This is a genomic window from Sphingobacterium sp. JB170, assembly GCF_900163865.1.
Classification (GTDB): domain Bacteria; phylum Bacteroidota; class Bacteroidia; order Sphingobacteriales; family Sphingobacteriaceae; genus Sphingobacterium.
Window position 1 is genome coordinate 243623 of sequence record NZ_FUKU01000026.1, and the last position, 21606, is coordinate 265228.

The window sequence follows — 21606 nt, forward strand, 5'->3', positions numbered from 1 at the left end:
ACCTTATCGACAATTAAAATTTAACATTCACTCCAAATAACACACTCTTAGGACGTGGATAATATCCCAGATCTACACCAGAAACCCATCCTTCGGTTCCATATCCAATTTCTGGATCCATTCCATCATATTTCGTAAACGTGAAAAGATTTTGGCCTTGTACATAAAACCGTACTTGGTTCGCATATTTCCAGTTGATCAGTTTGGCAAAGTCATAGCCTAGCGTAACGTTGCTTATTCGCAGGAAATCACCATCTTGCAGATATAGATCCGAAAACTGCCAATTGATATTCGTGTCTGTTACACGTGGGATACTGTTAGAAGTCCCCTCACCGGTCCAACGATCCAAAATGCGCGTTGTATAATTGGCTTGTTTGTTTGCATGATTACGATACGACTGAACGATCTTACTCCCTGTCACTCCGTAGCCTTGGACAGAAATATCGAAGTTTTTATAGTTCACGCCAAGGTTAAATCCGTAGTTCATATTGGCCAATCCTACGCCCAAATCAACTTTATCCGCCGCATTTATCGCACCGTCGCCATTTTGATCAACGTACTTCACGTCACCGGGTAAAACATTCGGCTGCAAAATACCGTTTCCTGCTTCGCTCCAGCCCGCAATATCATTCTCATTCTGGAAGATTCCCGCTGTTTCGTATCCCCAGAAATAACCAATTGCATGTCCATTTTCTGCACGATAAAATTCCTCCGAATTATCGTAAAGCATCGCTGTTGAACCATGAATAATACCGTCTTCGGTAGGGATATTTCCCACGACGTTTTTATTATATGCACCATTGATACCTATATTGTACCGTACTTCACCGATCTGATCCGACCAATTAAAGGCCAGTTCAAATCCGGTATTTTTAACATCGCCTCCGTTAATAAAGGGTGCTTGCGTTCCGGCAGTAGCTAACACGGGTGCTTGCACTAGCCAATCTTTCGTCGTCTTGACATAATAGTCTGCAACAACATCCAGTCGGTTGTCTAGTAACCGAGCGTCAAACCCAAAATTCAGCTGTTCGGAAGTTTCCCAAGTGATATAAGGGTTGGAAAAACGACTAGGATAAGCTCCGGCATAATTTAGACCGTTGGTCCCGAACGAGTAAAAAGCAGCTGGATTATCTGCCGTTACACCTGTCGAGGTATTAATCGGCGCGGCATATTGAAAATCATCAATATCTTGATTACCTACCTGTCCCCACGACACTCTCCATTTGAAGAAATTTAACCAATCTTGGCTCTCTTGCATGAAATCTTCGCTCGTCATCACCCATCCCGCTGATACGGAAGGAAAATACCCCCAACGATTACCGCTGGCAAACTTAGACGAGGCATCCGCACGTAGCGTAGCGTTCAGTAAATATTTTTCTTTATAGTTGTACCCTAGGCGGCCAAAATAGGAAGCTCTCCTTGTATTTACGTCCGGGCCACCATTTATATCTTGTGTTTCTACCAATACACCGTCTTCATTCACGTACGCTCTACCTGTTGTATTATCAATATAGGCGTGATCAAAATCATCAAATTGTGACAACACATTCCAGTTGCTTGCTGAAAGGTAGGTTCCTTGGTAGCGAATTGCCTCTATACCGATCATCGTGGAGAATTGATGGTCATTATTGACCGTGAAGTCGTAATTAGCGGTATTAATCCATGTTAATGTATGCCCTTTATTCATGCTTTGCAAAGCAGTTGTGTGATCTTCATTGAAATCATAAACCGAAAACCGATATTTCGGCGTATAACTACGGTAATCTGAGGCATTGTAATTAAAGCCAAGCATCGATCTTATTTTCAACCCTTTAACAGGTTCGACTTCCGCATAAATATCAGCCATCAACTTCTGGGCATCATTCATATTATTTGAATTCACCATCATCGAACCATAAGGATTACCATCGCCATTATACCACGGTGAATTGGATGAATCATAAAACCCGTTACTGTAGACGTTATTGTCTCCAAATACAGGAGTAAGCGGTGAGGTGCTGAATGCGCTGCGCAAGGTGTTATTATATTGATTTCCCACATCGATACCTCTGTTTCTGATGTAATTGAAGTTTAGATGCTGACCAATTTTTAGCACGCCATCGAACGCTTTATATTCCGCATTGCTACGAAATCCGTAACGTTCGTAATTCGAAACATCTTTCCCCCCAACGAGCCCTTCCTGTCCGATATAGTTTAAGCTCAATGCATAGGTCGATTTCTCGGACCCACCACTCAAACCAACATTATAGTTTTCCGTATTCGCATCGCTCACGAGCATTTGATCTACCCAATTGGTATTTCCTAACCCCTCCATACCCTCGAAATCAATTAGACCAGCACCGGAATTCAACGCCTGTTCATTCATGATAACTTTATACTCATCGGCATTAAGCATGTCCGTCTTACGCGCGGCATTCTGAACACCTTTAAAAGCATCAAAAGTTAGTTGATTTGTGCCAACAGATCCCGTTTTGGTTGTCACCAAGATAACACCATTTGCCGCTTGAGAACCGTAGATTGCCGCCGAAGCTGCATCTTTTAACACATCGATCGATTGGATGTCAGCAGGATTTAAAACACTAATATCTCCGCCTGGCACACCGTCAATAACATACAGTGGTCCAGCGTTGCCGATAGTCCCCAGCCCACGAACGACTACTTTCATACTTGCCCCTGGCTGTCCCGAAGTAGATGAAATCGATACGCCCGGTGCCTGCCCCTGCATCGCTTGTAACGGGTTAAGCTGGTTCCTTTTTTCCAAATCTTCCCCATCCACGCGTAAATTAGCCCCCGTATTCAATTTCTTTTTTTGCGTTCCGTATCCGATCACAACGACTTCTTCTAGATCCGACACATCTTCAACAAGCCGAATCGTTTGTCCGTTTTGCGCCACAATTTCTTGCGCATCAAAACCTACATAAGTAACAACTAACACAGCACCTGATGCAGCATTAATAGAAAAATTACCCCGTTCATCGGTGCTGGTCGATTGCTGCGTCCCCTTCACCAAGACACTGGCTCCAATCACGGGCTCATTCGTTGCACTGGCAACGACTGTGCCCTGAATGGACTGTGCCCATGCCGCAGCTGAGAAGAGCATAAATAGCATCATCACTGCCGCGTTTTGTAACATTCGTTTACACATACTTGATTTATTTAAATTGGATTTTATTTTAACTTAACGGTAAGTGCTTTACCACTGTATTTAACCGTTTTTCCCCCATTAATTTCTTTATCTATACCAATACCATTTTGATCGTTGATTAAAACAACGTTAAAAGTTCTGCTTTTCAGCATACCTTGGAATTCGCCCTTACGATGACCGATAATTAGCTGACCAGATGCCGCATCGTATTTAAGATCGATTAGTGCGTAACGACCTTTCTCGTATTCGTAATTGATTCCTGCGTCTTCATACAAAACAAACTCCGCGTCTGCGCCATCATAAACTAGCAGGGTTAGGTCCTTCTGCCTCTTTTCGGTCGTATATTGTAAATCCTCACCGATCGGTAAAATAGAACCACCTTTAACAAACACGGGAATTCGTTCATAGGGTGCAGGCGCGTCAATGCGTTGCCCCCCTTTATAGGATTCTCCACTGTACAAATTGTACCATGTAGTTCCTTGCGGTAAATAAACAGGGCGACTGGTCTTATCCTTTTCCGTAACTGGATTCACTAGTAAGGAAGGTCCCCACATATATTGGTCATTTATGTTATATACCGATTCGTCTTTTGGAAAGTCCATTGCGAGCCCACGAATCATAGAATAGTCATTGAAGTAGGTCATACCACCTAAACTATAATTATAGCTTAAGAGCTTATAACGCAATTTTATATAATACAGCATGCTGCGATAAGCCGGATGGTCCTCGGGTGCTATTGCAAAAGGCTCCCGCTCGGGGTATTGTCCATGCGCTCGAAATAATGGGAGGAACGCACCATATTGGTACCAACGGGCGTTCAGTTCACGCCACTCTTCTAAATCTGCTTTTGAAGGATCGTAGTATTTCTGTTGAGCGAGGAATCCGCCTGCATCCATTGTCCAATAAGGAGTTCCGGACATCGAAAAATTTACGCCGGCGGAAATTTGATCACGCATGTCTTCCCATGTCGAGGCGATATCGCCACTCCATGCAGCTGCCGCATAGCGCTGCTGTCCGGCGAAAAACGATCGCGTTAAAATAAATACGCGCTTGTTCGGATCTTGGTCTCGCTGCCCCTCATAGATTCCTTTCGCATTCAGTAGTGGATATGTATTGTAATAACGTACCGACGATCCGACACTTGGTTGCACAACCGATTTGCGCTCATCAATACTAATATTGGAATGCAAATCCGGTTCACTCGCATCCATCCACCAAGCGTCCACTCCTATCGAGAATAGTTTATCATTCATCTGGTCCCAAAACGCTTTTCGAGCATCTTGGTTATACACGTCATAGAACGTTGAGGTATATCCGTTTCCAATCCAATCTTTACGGCCGTCATAAATATTACGCATGTACAACCAACCTTGGTCACGATACTGCTTATACACACTTGACTCCTCATTGATTTTTGGCCATACCGAAATCATCAGATTCATATTCTTAGCATGCAAACTATTGATCATTCCCGCAGGATCAGGAAATCGTGTGCTGTCAAAAGCGTGGCTACCCCAATCCTGTGGCTGCCAATACGACCAATCTTGAACAATATTATCAATCGGAATCTGGCGCTCTCGGAATGTTGCGGCAACTTCCTCGAGCTCTAGTTGCGTCTTGTAGCGTTCACGGCTCTGCCAAAATCCAAAACTCCAAATCGGCATAATTGGCGCCTTACCTGTAATTTGACGGTATCCGGAAATCACGTCATCCATATCTTCACCCCCTACGAAGAAATAGTCAATTGCGTCACCCGCTTCAGATTGAAAACCGAACTGGGTACCCCCCGTTTCCGCTGGACGTTGCCAATTCAGCGTAAAATAGCATTCATCACCTGAAGGAATCCATTCGATCTTAACTTTATAATGCTTGTCCTTTTCCAAGGAAACTGGTAATTCAAATGTACCAGGGTTCCATGCCTCTCGCCAGCGATCTTGTAATAACTTACCGTCAATCCACACCTTTATATAGCCCGAGTATTTAAAGTGAACATAATGTAGTCCTTCGTATGGGGAGGCAATTCCGCCTTCGTAAATAACCTTGGCTTGGGATAATTGAACCCCCTCGGGGTATTTATGTTGGTCTGTCAAATAATTATAATCGATATCGGATTCTGGGCGCGTAACATAAATTTCGCTCTCATCCTCCTTATTCACGTACGAAGCGGTTAGCCATCCCTTTTGCCCTGTTTTTGAAAAAAGTTTAAAAGCGTTTAACGGCATAAGTGGTCGTGTATCTCCGGCAACTGTAATCGCGTAGTTATGCCAGAGAATACCGTAATTTTTGCTCGAGAGAAGAAATGGCACCGCTATTTCCGTGTTATACTGTAACAGGGTAACGCGACGGCCGTTATTGTAGTTCATCACGCCGTTCTGATGCTGACCTAAGCCAAATAGACCTTCGTTTTTATCGACTTGGAAGCCCTGCTTGATCGCGTAAAAACTGTCTCCGTTATACGCATCAGCCTGAAATGATTGCTGGCCCCGTTTTGTCTCGCCAACTAATAATTTTCCCTTCGCATCAAAGAAATGAATCCTTCCGCTCGCTAACACTAATTTCGCTGTGAGTGCACTACTTTTTAGAAACAAAGTGTCCGGTTTTTCAACTACATTGAACTCAACCGGCTTACTACCTACCGAGTCGAGTAATATGAAACTCTTTTGTCTAGGCAATTCATTCCCTGGAGGCAATACACGAACGCGGATAACTTGTTCGTTGATGAAATCTAAATAGATATCCTGATCAATTGCGGATGGCACTGAACGGTATACAACGTGCACCCCCGTTTGGGTTTTCTGGTAACTCGGTAGCCCGGCGGTTTGCGCAGCTAACGACATCCCGGATAACAACACAAGTCCTAAGAGAACTCTTCTTAAAAACATAGTACTTTATTTATTTTTTGGTTAACAAATCCACCTGGTGTCAGGTGCATCATAATACAAATGTAGTGTTGCAACCGATTGCACCAATACCACATAGGTTAACAATTAGGGGGCATTTTGTTAACCAGGGAAGACCCAATCAAATATTAATTGATTCAAAATCAAATTATTATAAAAAACAACAAGCAAAAACAACCGATTATTTCCGATAGTGAGAAGGAAGCTCCCCATAAAAATGTTTAAAGTGTTTTGAATACTGTTTTGGGGAACCGAATCCGACCTCATAGGCAATCTCGCTAATTGTTTTATGCGAATTTCGTAGAAGATCCAAACTGATATTCAATCGAATATTACGAATAAATTCTGTCGGCGTAAATCCCGTAAGCAACAAAATTCGCTTGTATAAACCGACCCGTGTAATGTGCAGAGACCGCGCTAGGTACTCGACCGATAACGCGTCATCTTGTAGATGGGATTCAACAAAATTAGTTGCCTTTAGAAGAAACTTCTCATCTTCATTTTCAATCTCGACCGCTCCGACACGAACGTCCAGCTGGCGCTTATAACGTTTGGTCATCTCATCCTTCTGCGCAAGAATAGATTTGATTTTCGACAGAAACGTTTCCATATGAAAAGGCTTCGCTAAATAGTCCGTCGCCCCTCGGCGAAGTGCTTCGAGTTGCATTTCTTGGGAGCCGACCGCTGTAATCATAATAAAAGGAATGTGTCCCGTTCGTTTGTCCTTTCGTATTGCTTGACAGAATTCAATTCCGGAGATCTTGGGTAAACTCAAATCGGAAATTATAATATCCGGATGAAACTGGTAAATAACCTCCAAAGCTTTTTCGGCAGTCGCGCATATTTGCACATGGTAATATTTTGCTAAGTTTTCATGCAAATAATATGCAAAATCGGCATTGTCCTCCACAACTAGTATTCGTTGAAGATTATCTTTCTTCATGGCAAAACCAGCATCTTTACGCTCCTTTGTCAAACTAGATTCCAGTTTGGTTTCCTCGCTGCCCGATTGGATCCCTAAGGGAATTTCTACGATGAACCGGCATCCCGTACCCGGAGCACTTTCAAGAGTAATGTCCCCGCCTATTATTTCCACAAACTCCTTGGCAATCGACAGTCCAATTCCACTTCCCTCTTTCCAAACACCAGTGGTTTTACTTTCTTGATAATATCGTTCAAAAACTCTCTCTATATTCTCTTGTGAAACCCCTGGCCCATTATCTTGAACGACGATTTTCAATTGGGGCAACGATTGTTCAATTGTAACTAATAAAGTTACTTCACCGTGTGTCTGAGTAAATTTCAGGGCATTGGACAGCAAATTAAATAATACACTCTCAATTTTCTCTTTGTCAAAATAACACCGAAACTCTTTATCGGGCAAAAGTGCAGTGAATTTTATCTGACGAGTGCGGGCGAGATTTTCAAAAGATTCCACAACGGATGCAAGAACAGCTATGATATTTCCGTATTTATTGCGAACGACCTGTTTTCCTTGGTCTATCTTGTTAAAATCTAAAAGCTGATTAACAAGTGTCAACAATTGTTTCGCATTACGCTCAATAATAGTTAAAAACGCATGACTCTCTCCCGCGGCGGGCATTTTCATTAATGATTCAATGGGGGCTAGAATCAAACTGATTGGCGTACGAAACTCATGACTAACATTCGTGAAAAAACGTGTCTTCAGCTGATCGAGTTCACGAATGTGCTTTGCGCGCTGTTCGGCTTGTAATAGATTAAAACGGGTGCGTTCCCGAAGTTTTTCAAACCTTCTTAGGAAATATAAGAAAACTAAACCCAATAGTATGTAACCTACGTAGGCAATCTTTGACTTGTACCATGGTGGATGCACAACAAGTCTCATTAATCGGTATTCAGCCTCGGGAACACCTTGACTATTCACGTACCGCCCTATTACCTGGTAGTTTGATGCCGGCAAATTCGACAGGTAGATTGTGAAATCGGCGACATTCAAATCAACCCACTGCTCATCCAAGCCCCTTATCAAGTACTGGAATTTACCGCGATTAGCATGCAAATAATCGAAATCCGTTAAACGGATAATAAGTGAATTCTCATCATAGGAAAGATGTAAGGTGGAATCCGAATTTAGAAAATCAAAAGACTCCTGGCCATAAACATCCGATGGAACCAATTGCCGACCATTTAATTTTATTTGAGACACCTGTAGCTTAAAATCATCCGCCCCATGTTGAATATCTTTTACATTCAAAAGATTGAATCCCTTGGGGCCGCCAAAAATGAGCGTGCCATCGCGTAGTTTCAAACCGGCGTTCTCGTTGAAGCTTAGAGATTGTAGTCCGTCTGCTTTACTGAAATTATTGATAAATAGATCATCCAAATTTTGATTTATGCGAATTCGTGAAAGTCCCTTTTCAGTTGCCGCCCAAATATCACCATTATCATCCTCCACCAGCTCCACCACAATTTCGTCAATTAACCCCTCTTCTTTTTTAATCCATCGAATATGAGAGTCTTCCACAATGTTGATCCCTCGTTGGGTAGAAACCCAGATCCTTCCGTACTTATCCTGCAAAATATCGGTGACCAAATTATTACTTAACCCCGCCGACGTATTGCCTTCCCGGATGAAGCGCACGTCGCCGTCCGCTTCAATAATTTCGATGCCTACTGCTGTTCCCAGCCAAATATTCCCTTTGCTGTCTTGGAATACTTTGGAGTAATAAGTAGAGGGTAAGCGTTGTCCACTTTTAGTGAGATACGGCACAAACTCCTTCGTCTCGCGGTCAAAGCATAAAAGACCGTGCGACAAGGTTCCTAACCATAGTTGCCCTCGACTATCTTCCGCAATATCCCAGACACTTAAATTCGATAATGCAGTATCGGTATAACGCATGAAAACGCCCTCTGACACCATTTCATTTAAGCCTCCATTAAATGTCCCGACCCATAATCGGTTGTTGCGATCTAAATGCAAACTTACTACCACGTTACTACTTAATGAGCATGAATCAGTTTGCTGGAAGCGGAAACTCGTAGAGCTTTTAGTTATCGGATTATATTTAATCAAACCACCACCGTTGGTACCAATCCATATATTTCCCTTGGGATCCTCGAGAAAACAATTCACATCGTCATAGGGCAAACTATTTTTATCTCCCGGATGTGACTGAACAGTCTTGACAAAAGTTTGCTCTTTATTATAATAACTTACTCCGCCTTTATACATACCTACCCACATTGTTCCTCGCCTGTCGCTATAAAGCGTGGTGGTTGCATTAAAAGGGAGTGAACTCGGTTGAAATTGACTGTTAACGGAATAAAACACCGAATCTCCCTTCACAATATTGATTCCTCCGTGATCGGTCCCTAGCCAGACCCTACCCTGGTATTCTTGAATATTATTAACATTGTCATTATTTAACCGAAATCGCTCACTGTTGCGGCTAAAATGAACACTATTTTCACTTGCTATGTCGTACCGAAATGCACCCAACGGAAAGTTTTTACCGTACAGCCAAAGCTGGCTTTGTTCATCCAGAAACATACGGTAAGTAATATTAGCGGCGTTTAGATGCGCGACAGGTGAAGAAAACTTTTTAATAGATTTAAACGTCTTTAGATTGAGAACTTCAATTTCGCCTTTTTGGTTTACCACAAAAAGATTTCCGCCGCTGATGTCAGCCGCAAGGCTCTCGACATCGTCGCTAGGAAGCTGTCTAATCGACGAGTCGCCATTATTGAATAAAAAGGCATGTCCATCGTGATACACAAAGCCAAATAGCTTATCGGTTAGTGCCCACACTTGATCCAAATTATCTTCGGGAAGCCTCATGGAACGCAGTACGCTGTCGATCTCGGAAATAAATGAATCCGTGGACTTGTTGTAGATACAGAATCCTCGGGAAGTCTTAATCCACAATGAATAGTCTGGACCGTGGAAAAATTCCTCCACACTATTTCCGGGCAACCCGTCACTACTCAAAACGTCATGATGGTATACCCGAAAACGTTTACCATCATACTTGCTAAGGCCTGTGGCCGTCCCAAACCACATATATCCATCGTGGTCTTTTGTAATAGTCTGCAGATGGTTACTGTTTAATCCGTCATCCACCGTTAAATGCTTAAAATGCACTTGTTCCTGGGCGTGAACCTCACGTATTGCGGATAGCCCTAGAAGGAGGAAAATTAAGCGGGTTATAAAAAGTACATTATTCAAAACGGAATCTGGTTAAATTGACCAAATCTAACACTTTCAAAGTCATTTCCATCACCTCCATGCTTCAAAAACCCATTAATTCTATGGATTTTACAACTGACAATTATCGAATTTGAAACGTCGAAAAGATACAGTCTGGCAGGAACATTAAATGCGAAATGCTCTCTACGCGCCCTTCTGCATCGCGTGGTGTGATTAGATAAATGCTGACTTACGCCAGCATGAAAGGTTTACCAGAAAAGCATCAATTGGATATAACTATCCGGCAAGACCATATAACATTGCGTTATTCTTATTTTGATAATTTTCGGAATTTCCCAAAAACGCCTAGCGGGAGCTTCGGACCGGCTGTGGCGTTTAAATACAGCTCGCCTATCTCTAAATTTTCCACGCGCGGGAAAGAGGTTCGTATCAAATTCTCAACAATAACGGACGAAAATCCAAGCGAATAGGTGTTTAAAATCAAAAAATGTTCTTCAGGATCCAGAAGTTGCACGACCTCTCGCATCATTTCCATGATGTGATCCTCCAGCTTCCATTTCTCCCCCTTAGGACCATGACCGTAGGCGGGTGGATCTAAAATGATACCGTTATATTTATTACCACGTTTAAGTTCTCTTTTGACGAATTTCAAGGCGTCTTCCACGACCCAACGTATATTATCTATGCCGGAAAGCTCTTGGTTTTCATTAGCCCAAGTGACCACCTGCTTGATGGAGTCCACATGTGTGGTGTCCGCCCCTGCAGCCTTGGCAATCAATGATGCGCCGCCCGTGTAAGCAAATAGATTTAGAATTTTAGGGGTAGAGGTTTTAAAAAGACGAACTGATTCAGAGATATAATCCCAATTAACGGCCTGCTCAGGAAAAATACCGACGTGCTTGAATGAAGTTAATCCTAATCGGAATTTTATCGCGACATCATTATTCTTATAGGAAATGTGCCAACGATCTTTCGTCGAACCATTTTTCTTCAACCACTCTCCCGATGTCGCCGAACGCCCCTTAAAACGGATATCATGTTTTTTAGTCCATTCGGATTCGCTTAAGGCTTTTGGCCAAACTGCCTGTGGTTCGGGCCTTATAAGCACGAGTTCACCAAATCGTTCTAATTTCTCGAAATCCCCACAATCAATTAGTTCGTAATCTTCCCAATTTTGCGGCGTAAGCAATTGTATATTTGTTGTGGTAGTGGTCAAAATAAATTAAATTAATAAGTGAATGTAGCTCGTAAACAATCGAAGTAACATGAGAATATTCTTCCCCGGTTAAATCGTTAAAAAAAGCACGGTGCAAAGGTAAACACTTAACTCCGTTCAAGCAATAGGTGAACGTAGGCCTATTTAAAGGTCGAGCGTGCAGCCTTCATGAGTGGACTTGCGAACACAAAGTCATTAAGTTCTGGAACATCCGCCATTAGCATCTCTTTATTGGATCCTTCCCAAAATTTTTCGCCTTTGTGCAAGAACATAATATAATCGCCAATTCCCATCACCGAGTTCATATCATGTGTGACAACAATCGTAGTACATTGATATTCATCGGTTAACTCTTCAATAAGTTCATCAATTACGATCGATGTTGCAGGATCTAATCCGGAGTTTGGTTCATCGCAAAATAAATACTTCGGGTTCATACTGATTGCCCGGGCGATCCCGACTCGCTTTTTCATCCCACCCGAAAGTTCCGAAGGGTATAGGTCGTTCGTCTTGGATAAATTAACTCGATCTAAGCATAAATTCGCTCGTTCGCGCCGCTCGGACTGCGACATATCGGTAAAAATCTCTAGGCCAAATGTGAGATTTTGCTCTACAGTCATGGAGTCGAAGAGGGCAGAGTTTTGAAATAACATACCAATCTGCCGACGTATCGGGACACGCTCCTCAAAATCTAGATTCGTGAATTCCTTTTTATCGAAAAAGACATCTCCTTTTTCAGGTTCGTGCAAACCTACGATACATTTCAATAACGTACTTTTACCCGATCCAGAACCACCAATTATCATATTTACTTTTCCAGGCTCGAATGCCGCATCGATACCCTTGAGCACATGGTTCTCCCCAAATGACTTATGTATATTTTGAATTTCTATCATTTTTTAAAGCATCAATGCGGTAATAATATAATCGGTGGCTAAGATCGAAATACAGCCAACAACCACCGCTTTAGTCCCCGCTTGCCCCACTTCCAGGGCTCCTCCACGTACAAAGAATCCCATGTAAGCTGGCACAGACGTAATAACAAACCCAAAAATACAGGCTTTTACTAGTGCGACTACAATTGTAAAACCATTAAATCCACCTTGAATTCCCTGAATATAGTCTGAAGGTGCGACGGCCCCCGATAGCGTACCACCCACTAATCCGCCAGTAATTGCACAAAAAATAGCGATAATTACTAAAACCGGCACCATCGCTAATCCCGCTAACACTTTCGGTAGAATTAAATAACCTGGCGCATTAATACCCATAATCTCCAACGCATCGATCTGCTCGGTGACACGCATCGACCCTATTTGTGAGGAGATAGAAGAACCGACTTTCCCCATTAACACGAGTGCCGAAATTGTCGGTCCTAGCTCGAGTATGTTTGAGTCACGATTAATTTGCCCAATAACGGCCGGTGGGATCAGGTCGGATACCAGCTGAAACGCGATTTGTAACGTCATTACTGCGCCAATAAATGTCGAAATTACAGCGATCAATCCAACCGATCCGAAACCTATTTCGTTCATTTCGTGAAATAGCTCCTTTGTATACACTTTTGTGCTCTCGGGACGTTTGAAAACCTTTTTTAAAAGCAGAACATATTGACCAAAATGATGGAATATCATAGAATACCTGTCGTGTAAAAATAAATACCACTGCAATATACACAAAACTGTGTAGAACACTTACCGAGATAATTAGTTCTTTCACCGAACTAATGAACAATATAACCTAAAACTCGTTTTATTTAAAATTAAAATCTTATACATTTGAACCATATCTTTACCAGAGATTGAAAAACATGGGAAACAAAATCACTTCCGGCATTTGGTTCGTTTTCATCGGGTTAATCCTGCTGCTACAGAACCTAAACGTAATAGAATTCAACTTTATTGCGATCATAAAATACTGGCCATTACTCATCGTAATTTTAGGGGTCAATCTTATTGTTCAAAATAGACAATACGGCAGTTACCTAAAGATTGTTTGCAATGTGCTTTTCTTGGGTTGGATTTTTTTTGTCGGGATGACGGCGCCAAAGTCCGACTGGACTTCTCATCTTTTTAACAATAACAAGATCGCATTTGACGGGCTGGATGAAGACGGGTCTTACGTCACCCAAGCGCGCATCCCCATGGACAGTATTAACATCGATCAAGCAAGTCTCGAATTAAATGGAGGCGCCTCCAATTTCTCTTTGAATGGTGTAAATGGCATTGATTTGATCCAAGCAAGCTCGCCAACACAGGACATGGTGATAAATCTCGAAAACAAGGTTTCTGGTGACAAAAGTAAGCTAGAACTTAATTTAAAACCAACGAAGGGTAATAGTAAAACCGGGAGTGTGGAAGCAAAAATCAACAAAAATGTTCAATGGGACATGGAATTTAACATCGGCGCATCCAAGGTCACTGCAGATCTTAGTGACATAACGTTCAAACATTTTGAATTAAATGGCGGGGCAAGCAATATAGATCTCATACTAGGAGAACCAAACCTAACGACATCGAATCTAGACATATCCTCAGGGGCATCAAAAATCACTTTGCGTATCCCCAAACAAGCGGCTGCTAAATTAAAATATGAATCGATTCTCTCATCAAGTAAAATTGAAGGGTTTCAACCACTTGTTGACGGAGAAACCGAAACCGCGAACTATCATTCGGCCAGCAAGAAATTTGTTATCTCCATCGAAGGGGCGGCCAACAGTATTGATATTAGCCGGTATTAAGACAAAAATAGCTAACTTTGTCCCTAGGCATGAACACGAACAACATAAGCACAATTCCCGGGAGTTATTGCAACTCAAAAACGACATATAGCCGATTCAAGACTCGCGAAGTAACCGTCGGTGATATTCCGTTGGGCGGCGATAACCCGATACGAATCCAGAGCATGACAACGGTCGACACAATGGATACTTTGGGATCCATTGAGCAAACCATTCGAATGGTAGATGCTGGTTGTGAATATGTTCGAATCACAGCCCCCAGCATTAAAGAAGCGGAAAATCTTTTGGCAATAAAAAATGGATTGAAGGCGCGCGGTTATCACGTTCCGCTTGTTGCAGATATACATTTCACGCCCAATGCCGCGGAGGTAGCTGCCCGCATTGTAGAGAAAGTCCGTATCAACCCAGGGAACTATGCCGACAAAAAACGCTTCGACCAAATCGATTACACAGATGATGCTTACCAAGCAGAATTAGACCGTATTTATACAAAATTCACGCCGTTAGTAAATATTTGCAAACAATATGGCACGGCGATGCGCATAGGCACAAACCACGGCTCACTATCGGATCGAATTATGAGCCGATATGGCGATACACCCGAAGGAATGGTGGAATCCGCGTTAGAATTTATACGGATTTGCGAAGATTTAAAATACTTTAATTTAGTGGTGTCGATGAAATCTTCGAACCCGCAAGTCATGGTTCAGGCCTACCGGTTACTTGTGGAGAAGATGGTAGCCGAAAACATGAACTATCCGCTCCATCTCGGCGTGACCGAAGCGGGTGATGGTGAAGATGGCCGTATCAAATCGGCGGTTGGTATCGGAACGTTGCTTGAAGATGGCTTAGGCGATACGGTACGTGTCTCGCTAACGGAAGACCCCGAAAAAGAAGCACCGGTTGCTATTGCCCTCGTGAATCGGTACAGCAAACGCCAAGTCGACCTCCAACATCAACATGAGCATTCGGTTATAAGATTATCAGAAAACAATACGAACCAACCGTACCTGGCAAAGGAAGTAAATGCATTCCTGGGGGGATCCCTCGTGCCGCGTATAGTCATAGACCTATCTGCTGAGAATGGTAAAGATCCTTTCATACTTAACAAAGTTGGATACCGTTACGATGCATTGAATGATAAATACCATATCAACGAGCAGTCCGTAGACTTTGTATACTTAGGAAATAATTTACCGTCCTTTACGCTACCGGGTAATTTAAAAGTAATATACGATTTTAATACATGGCTTTTGCTAAAGGACAAAGCTAACAAACACCCTTTGTATACTATTGCCCTCTACAACCAGGCCACAGAACACGATCCAAATTTGAATCTAATCTTAATTTCCAACGACGAACTTAGGGATACGGATTTTGCCAATCTGGCGATTGACGAGACGATCGTGTTTGTTCTCCAAACACAGCGTGTACATGGGATGGCAGATCAACGCCAGTTCTTTTACAACTTGCAAGCAATTGGACTAGACAATCCGGTAATTATAAAACGGAACTATGCAGCAGCCGAATTTTCAGGACCTCTTGACGATGACACGAGTCCCGAGGAGCCCATATCGAAACTACAGTTATATGCAGGTACTGACTTAGGTGCTTTGCTGGTTGATGGTCTTGGTTCAGGCATATGGATTGATAGTCCGGCGATTGCGCCTGAGAGAATCACTTCGACATCTTTTGGCATATTACAAGCGACCCGTTCAAGAATTTCAAAAACGGAGTATATATCATGCCCAAGTTGTGGTCGTACCCTATTCGATCTCCAAGAAACTACGCAAATGATACGAAGCAGAACGAGCCATTTAAAAGGTTTAAAGATCGGGATTATGGGGTGTATCGTAAATGGACCAGGAGAGATGGCTGATGCGGATTATGGTTATGTCGGCGCGGGCCCCGATAAAATAACACTTTACCGAGGAAAACAAGTCGTAAAAAAGAATGTACCGACGGCTGACGCATTAGACGAACTCATCGAAATAATAAAATCCGATGATCGTTGGACCGAAGAAAATAAGGATTAATTAAAACAATAAATTACCGTACCGAGATGCGTTTTACAACAGTCTCGGCATTAGAAGAGACGCGAACGAAATAAACGCCCGTGGTAACTTTACCATTTGCCTCAAAGGAAAGACTCTGTATCCCAGCCTCCAAACTTCCATTCATCAAATTCAAAACTTCATTCCCAAGGGCATCCATCACTTTGATTGTTACATTATTTTGTTTGCTCAATTTGAACGTCATTGTAATCTGCTCGGCAACCGGGTTATAGAAAACTTTAACATTCGTAATAATTTTCTCGTCTTTAATTGGGTCGATTTTCGAAACAGATGATATCCTATATTGGTGGGTCGTACTGGAAAAAGGAAAAGAAGAAGCCATAACATCACTCATGTTAAGCAAACCCATACTTAACAAAGTTATCAACGCTATATTTCTAATTTTTTTCATTCTTGTGTACTATAGTAGTTTAGACACTATTAGCCGGTTGTTGGTTTAATTTCATAATATTTGCACCATCATCTCTCACTCACTAAACAAAGTTAATTTTTTTCTCAGGATGATCTCTACAAATTTCATTTTTTTTTTGGGTTTTAACAATTTTTAACAAGAATATGCGTTGCACGCTTTTTATTTCGCGCCAATTATAAATTACTGTACATTTGCACCATAATTTTTTGAAATGAAAACGATTAAGCATATTGATACACAACGCTTAAGCCTTGCAGGGCTACTTATCAGCTTAGGTATCATTTTCGGAGATATTGGAACCTCTCCCTTATATGTGGTCAAAGCTATTTTTAACAAAGGGGTTATCGAAGAAGATTTAATTCTAGGAAGCCTGTCTTGCGTATTTTGGACCCTGACCTTACAGACCTCTATTAAATACGTATGGATCACATTAAACGCCGATAATAAAGGTGAAGGTGGCATCCTTTCCTTGTACTCCCTCGTTCGTAAGAAAGCAAAATGGCTTTTTATACCGGCAATTATCGGCGCGAGTACGCTTTTAGCCGATGGTATGATCACACCCGCCATTACGATTTCCTCAGCCGTGGAGGGTCTAGCGATCCATTACCCAGAGGTACCTACCGTACCGATTGTCGTGTTTATTATCAGCATTCTTTTTATCATCCAACGTTTCGGAACATCGATTGTGGGGAAAATATTTGGTCCCTTGATGTTTGTTTGGTTTAGCACAATCGGGACGCTTGGGTTGCTATATGTTATACAAGCTCCAGAAATTTTCGCAGCACTGAACCCCTATTACGCGATTTCTACATTAATTAGCCATCCGAATGCTTTATATTTTATTGGGGCAATCTTTCTTTGTACCACTGGTGCAGAAGCACTCTACTCTGACATGGGGCACTGCGGAAAGGCAAATATCAGGATAAGCTGGATATTCGTGAAACTTATGCTTATCCTAAACTATTTCGGTCAAGGCGTTTGGCTTCATCAACACGCTGGATACACGATGGGTAACATCAATCCGTTTTACGCAATTATGCCGGACGGATTTGTCGTTTATGGCGTTGCAATAGCTACGTTAGCCGCTGTGGTGGCCAGTCAGGCAATGATCACGGGATCTTACACTCTCATCTCCGAGGCGGTGCGCCTAAATATTTGGCCGAAAGTAGCTATTCGGTACCCCAGCCACCACAAGGGACAGCTGTATGTGCCATCGATAAACTTGGTTCTATACATTGGATGTATGCTAATTATTGCGGTATTCCAAGAATCGTCCAATATGGAAGCAGCGTACGGACTTGCCATTAATGTGACGTTCATCATGACTACAATACTCATGTGTAACTTCTTGCTCCGCTTAAAAATAAATAAAATCGCGATCCTCGTATTTGCTATCGCTTACTTTAGTATTGAATTCACCTTTCTCGCCGGTAACATTGTTAAAATCACACATGGTGGATGGCTCACCTTATTATTAGCAAGCACACTTTTTATTGTGATGTTTTCCTGGTATGGAGCACGTAAAATCAAAAACAGCTTTGTTCGATTCGTCGACGTGAGAAAATATTACCCGATCATTTCGGAACTAAGTGAAGATAAATCCGTGCCACTATTCGCTTCGCACATCGTATATCTAACGAGTGCCAACAATAGTCACGAAATCGAACATAAGATCATCTACTCTATGATCAATAAAAAACCAAAACGCGCAGATGTCTATTGGCTCGTTCACGTCGATGTGATGGATAATCCACATACGCGAGAATATGTCGTTAAGAAACTAATCCCGAACAAGTTGATTCGTATCGATTTTAAACTTGGATTCCGAGAAGAACATCAAATTAGCCTCTTGTTTCGAAAAGCAGTTGAAGACATGGTTGAGAAAGGTGAAATAGATATTACGAGTAATTACCAGACTCTAAAAAAACACGGTATTCCCGGCGATTTCAATTTTGTAATTCTAGAAAAAATAATAGCTAAAACCAATGACCTTAAATGGTATCAAAAAGTCATTATCGAAATCTACAAAATACTTAAAAAATTCAGTTTATCGGAAGAACGTGGGTTCGGTCTGGATAGTAGTTTTGTGACGCTCGAGCGTGTTCCGTTAAATATCCCCACAACCAAAAAAGTTATATTAAAACGGTTGAATTAACGTTAACTTCGTTTCCCTTATTTAGCGCCTGATCGTCGGAAAATTAAGGCTTGAACGGTTCAGACCTTGAAAAATCAATAAGTTTTAACCTTCTTCCAATACCTGCAATCTGAGTGTGTTTGGATCAACCCGGAATTAAACTTTTCTATGCGTGAATGGGCTTATCATTACGATCATAAATTAGATCGTGATTTAACGCCGCGAAGGCTACCCTAACCGAGGAATTTAAAATATATCGGCAGGGACTTTTGAGTGAAAAGGAATAATTCAGACTATTTAAGTAGCACGTTCAATTAAACCCGAAGCTCAACATTCGCTTTAACGTAGATTGGCACGTTCATTTAGCTTAGAATTCTTATAACCGTAAGCGAAATAGAACACCAGTCCGATTAATAACCATGCGATAAAGATAATCCAATTGCTTGCGCCCAACTCACTCATTAGATACAGGTTGATTAGAATTCCGATGACAGGCAGTAATGAGAAATTATATTTGTATCCCATAATAGCCAGGATAACCCAAACAATCCAAAAGACTACTACGAGCGATTTATGCTCGATAATATCGACTATAGACATCCCTTGCCAATTCGCTACGATCTGATCTGCATACCCCAGTATGATGGCCCAGGCCAAGATAAAACCAATCCCAATCAAATATTTTCCATTTACATACGGCACACGGAACTTGGACTTTGCGGATAATCCAGAATGATCCATATACAGCACTCCTGCACAGACCAAAATAAAAGCAAAGAAGGTTCCCACACTCGTCAAATCCACAAAGAAATCCATCTTAAAGAAAAGCGAAGGAATCGCGACTACAATTCCTGTTATGATTGTGGCGTAAGAAGGGGTTTTATATTTTGGATGTATGCGTGCGAATTTCTTGGATAACAATCCATCTCTACTCATCGTCATCCATATCCTAGGTTGAGCCAATTGATAAACCAAAAGTGCACTCGTTATAGCGATTACTGAAGTCACCGAAACAACCCCGGCCATACTATCATATCCCACATATTTAAAAACAAATGAAAGAGGATCCTTCACATTCAGCTCCGTATAATTAACCATCCCAGTTAACACGATCGTGATTGCGATATACAACACGGTGCAAATAATAAGACACCAAATCATCGCCCGCGGAAGATCACGTTGCGGATTTTTACATTCTTCAGCCGTCGTTGATATCGAATCAAAGCCTATAAAAGCAAAAAATACCGCCGCAACTGACCCCATCACCCCACGCATACCGTTGGGCGCAAACGGCGTCCAATTTTCGGGCTTCACAAAAAACAAGCCGCCCAAGACAACCAGTATAATGATACCCACTTTTATGGCGACCATAATATTGCTTGCTCGCTGCGACTCCTTAATTCCTATATAAACAAGCCAGGTTACTAATACCGTGATCAGCCCGGCAGGCAAATCGAAAATAATAGGAATTCCACCAATAACGGGTGCAGAAAGATAAGCCTCTAAATTAGCCGTTTCAACGACCGAGAGCGACGCAGCCCCGTCGCTTATAAACCTTTCATGTGCTTCAATGGCGTACGCGGGCGCCATCGTTAGCCAGCCGGGCAAATGAATACCGAAGCCTTCGAGCATCGAAACAAAATACTGTGACCAAGAGATAGCGACAACCATATTGGAAACGGCATATTCGAGCACGAGCGCCCATCCTATTATCCAGGCAAACAGCTCCCCAAATGCAACATATGCATAAGTATAAGCACTTCCGGAAACAGGTACGGTACTGGCAAATTGTGCATAAGCTAGTGCAGTAAACACGCACGCAAATGCCACAAAGACAAACAACAAAGATATTGCTGGCCCACCTTCGTAACTTGCTAATCCAATGGTACTAAATATCCCTGCTCCAACAATAGCAGCGATTCCCAAAGAAACTAAATCACGAACACCAAGGACTTTTTCTAGGCCTGTACCCTGTTTTGAATCAAGTAAAATTTGATCTACACTCTTCTTTCTGAAAAGTTTATTAATCATAGACGAAATATTAACAGCGTTAATTAGTTTACAAAAGTGGCAAAAAATAAAACGATTTAAAGTATTTTATGCTGTATTTCGTGAAAGATATCCATATATCCGGGTAAGTTCTTCTCTTTATAATCTATAAGACACCGCGTTAAATTAGCTCTATCTTGATCAGTTACTTCAAAAACCCAAACCCGTTTGCAAATATTAAAAAGTGCATATGATAAGTTTTCAATCGCTTTATAATCGAGAATATAACGAGAATGGAGGAATTCCTCATAAAAATTAAAAAAAAGTTGTATATCAACCTCCCCAATCGTATTTAGATAACGTTCAATGGTCGGCTGATTGACCTGCTCAAGATGATCATATAATCGCACGGGGTTAACCAACTCGTCTTGAATCAACAAATGATCCAGTAATAATTCAATCGCGATATGTGCTAAAAATGATGCACGGATTGGAAGATGGTCCACCACAGGTTCAAGCACCTTACGAAATACATGGCAGTGCTCGAGAAAATATGTTGAAGAGTGAAAAATTTTATCTATTTCTACATGACGGTACCATCCTTCGGATATCCACATTGTTTTTGGGTACGCGAACAGACTTTCCTCGAATCGTTGAGGGTGGAAACTATACCGTTTATCAGCATTTTTTAATAAATCTGGCAGGATTGCACCTAGAACTCGTTCAGACTCGGCGGCGTAGCGTTCAAAATAGTAGTGGGCTAAAAAATTCAACGTTCAACTTCTAGTTTTATTTTTCGAAAGATA

Annotated in this window: 12 protein-coding genes; 3 read left to right on the forward strand and 9 right to left on the reverse strand. The window is 41.9% G+C overall.

The genetic code is table 11. The features are described 5' to 3' along the window. Positions 1–13 precede the first annotated feature (13 nt). The 6 genes from FM107_RS06570 to FM107_RS06595 all read right to left on the reverse strand — a co-directional run bounded on the left by FM107_RS06570 (position 14) and on the right by FM107_RS06595 (position 13084). A complete protein-coding gene (locus FM107_RS06570; RefSeq protein WP_179204415.1) occupies positions 14–3145 on the reverse strand; it encodes a TonB-dependent receptor in 3132 nt (1043 codons plus the stop codon). A gap of 23 nt (positions 3146–3168) precedes the next feature. Continuing rightward, entirely contained in the window at positions 3169–6027 is a 2859-nt protein-coding gene (locus FM107_RS06575; RefSeq protein ID WP_086947714.1) for a TIM-barrel domain-containing protein, read from the reverse strand. A 199-nt stretch (positions 6028–6226) separates the two neighbouring features. Further along, entirely contained in the window at positions 6227–10252 is a 4026-nt protein-coding gene (locus tag FM107_RS06580) for a hybrid sensor histidine kinase/response regulator (RefSeq protein ID WP_086947715.1), read from the reverse strand. Positions 10253–10544: 292 nt separating this feature from the next. Beyond that, on the reverse strand, positions 10545–11450 hold the full coding sequence (locus tag FM107_RS06585; protein ID WP_086947716.1) for a class I SAM-dependent methyltransferase: 906 nt from the start codon (positions 11448–11450) through the stop codon (positions 10545–10547). A gap of 140 nt (positions 11451–11590) precedes the next feature. Continuing rightward, complete coding sequence (locus FM107_RS06590) at positions 11591–12346, reverse strand: ABC transporter ATP-binding protein (RefSeq protein ID WP_086947717.1); 756 nt, start codon at positions 12344–12346, stop codon at positions 11591–11593. Positions 12347–12349: 3 nt separating this feature from the next. Then, positions 12350–13084: an ABC transporter permease gene (locus FM107_RS06595; protein ID WP_086947718.1), complete on the reverse strand. Its 735-nt coding sequence runs from the start codon at positions 13082–13084 to the stop codon at positions 12350–12352. A gap of 176 nt (positions 13085–13260) precedes the next feature. Here FM107_RS06595 and FM107_RS06600 point away from each other — a divergent pair, with 176 nt between their 5' ends. Together FM107_RS06600 and ispG are read left to right on the forward strand one after the other, a co-directional pair. Then, positions 13261–14190: a LiaI-LiaF-like domain-containing protein gene (locus tag FM107_RS06600; RefSeq protein WP_086947719.1), complete on the forward strand. Its 930-nt coding sequence runs from the start codon at positions 13261–13263 to the stop codon at positions 14188–14190. 29 nt (positions 14191–14219) lie between these two features. Beyond that, positions 14220–16226 carry a (E)-4-hydroxy-3-methylbut-2-enyl-diphosphate synthase gene (ispG, locus tag FM107_RS06605; protein WP_086947720.1) on the forward strand — a complete coding sequence of 669 codons (2007 nt, stop codon included), beginning with the start codon at positions 14220–14222 and terminating at the stop codon, positions 16224–16226. A gap of 13 nt (positions 16227–16239) precedes the next feature. On the opposite strand, the gene FM107_RS06610 is transcribed toward ispG, so the two are convergent. Next, positions 16240–16656: a T9SS type A sorting domain-containing protein gene (locus FM107_RS06610; RefSeq protein WP_086947721.1), complete on the reverse strand. Its 417-nt coding sequence runs from the start codon at positions 16654–16656 to the stop codon at positions 16240–16242. 232 nt (positions 16657–16888) lie between these two features. On the opposite strand from FM107_RS06610, the gene FM107_RS06615 reads away from it, so the two are divergent. Continuing rightward, a complete protein-coding gene (locus tag FM107_RS06615) occupies positions 16889–18832 on the forward strand; it encodes a KUP/HAK/KT family potassium transporter (RefSeq protein WP_086947722.1) in 1944 nt (647 codons plus the stop codon). A gap of 318 nt (positions 18833–19150) precedes the next feature. Here the strand turns inward: FM107_RS06615 and FM107_RS06620 are convergent, their stop codons facing one another. Next, positions 19151–20842 carry an amino acid permease gene (locus FM107_RS06620; protein WP_086947723.1) on the reverse strand — a complete coding sequence of 564 codons (1692 nt, stop codon included), beginning with the start codon at positions 20840–20842 and terminating at the stop codon, positions 19151–19153. Positions 20843–20898: 56 nt separating this feature from the next. Continuing rightward, a complete protein-coding gene (locus FM107_RS06625) occupies positions 20899–21573 on the reverse strand; it encodes a hypothetical protein (RefSeq protein ID WP_086947724.1) in 675 nt (224 codons plus the stop codon). Between the last annotated feature and the right edge of the window lie 33 nt (positions 21574–21606).

Excerpts from the sequence above, each read along its gene's own strand:
- FM107_RS06570 (WP_179204415.1), bottom strand. The coding sequence starts at position 3,145 with ATGTGTAAACGAATGTTACAAAACGCGGCAGTGATGATGCTATTTATG.
- FM107_RS06575 (WP_086947714.1), bottom strand. The coding sequence starts at position 6,027 with ATGTTTTTAAGAAGAGTTCTCTTAGGACTTGTGTTGTTATCCGGGATG.
- FM107_RS06590 (WP_086947717.1), bottom strand. The coding sequence starts at position 12,346 with ATGATAGAAATTCAAAATATACATAAGTCATTTGGGGAGAACCATGTG.
- FM107_RS06595 (WP_086947718.1), bottom strand. The coding sequence starts at position 13,084 with ATGATATTCCATCATTTTGGTCAATATGTTCTGCTTTTAAAAAAGGTT.
- FM107_RS06600 (WP_086947719.1), top strand. The coding sequence starts at position 13,261 with ATGGGAAACAAAATCACTTCCGGCATTTGGTTCGTTTTCATCGGGTTA.
- ispG (WP_086947720.1), top strand. The coding sequence starts at position 14,220 with ATGAACACGAACAACATAAGCACAATTCCCGGGAGTTATTGCAACTCA.
- FM107_RS06610 (WP_086947721.1), bottom strand. The coding sequence starts at position 16,656 with ATGAAAAAAATTAGAAATATAGCGTTGATAACTTTGTTAAGTATGGGT.
- FM107_RS06615 (WP_086947722.1), top strand. The coding sequence starts at position 16,889 with ATGAAAACGATTAAGCATATTGATACACAACGCTTAAGCCTTGCAGGG.
- FM107_RS06620 (WP_086947723.1), bottom strand. The coding sequence starts at position 20,842 with ATGATTAATAAACTTTTCAGAAAGAAGAGTGTAGATCAAATTTTACTT.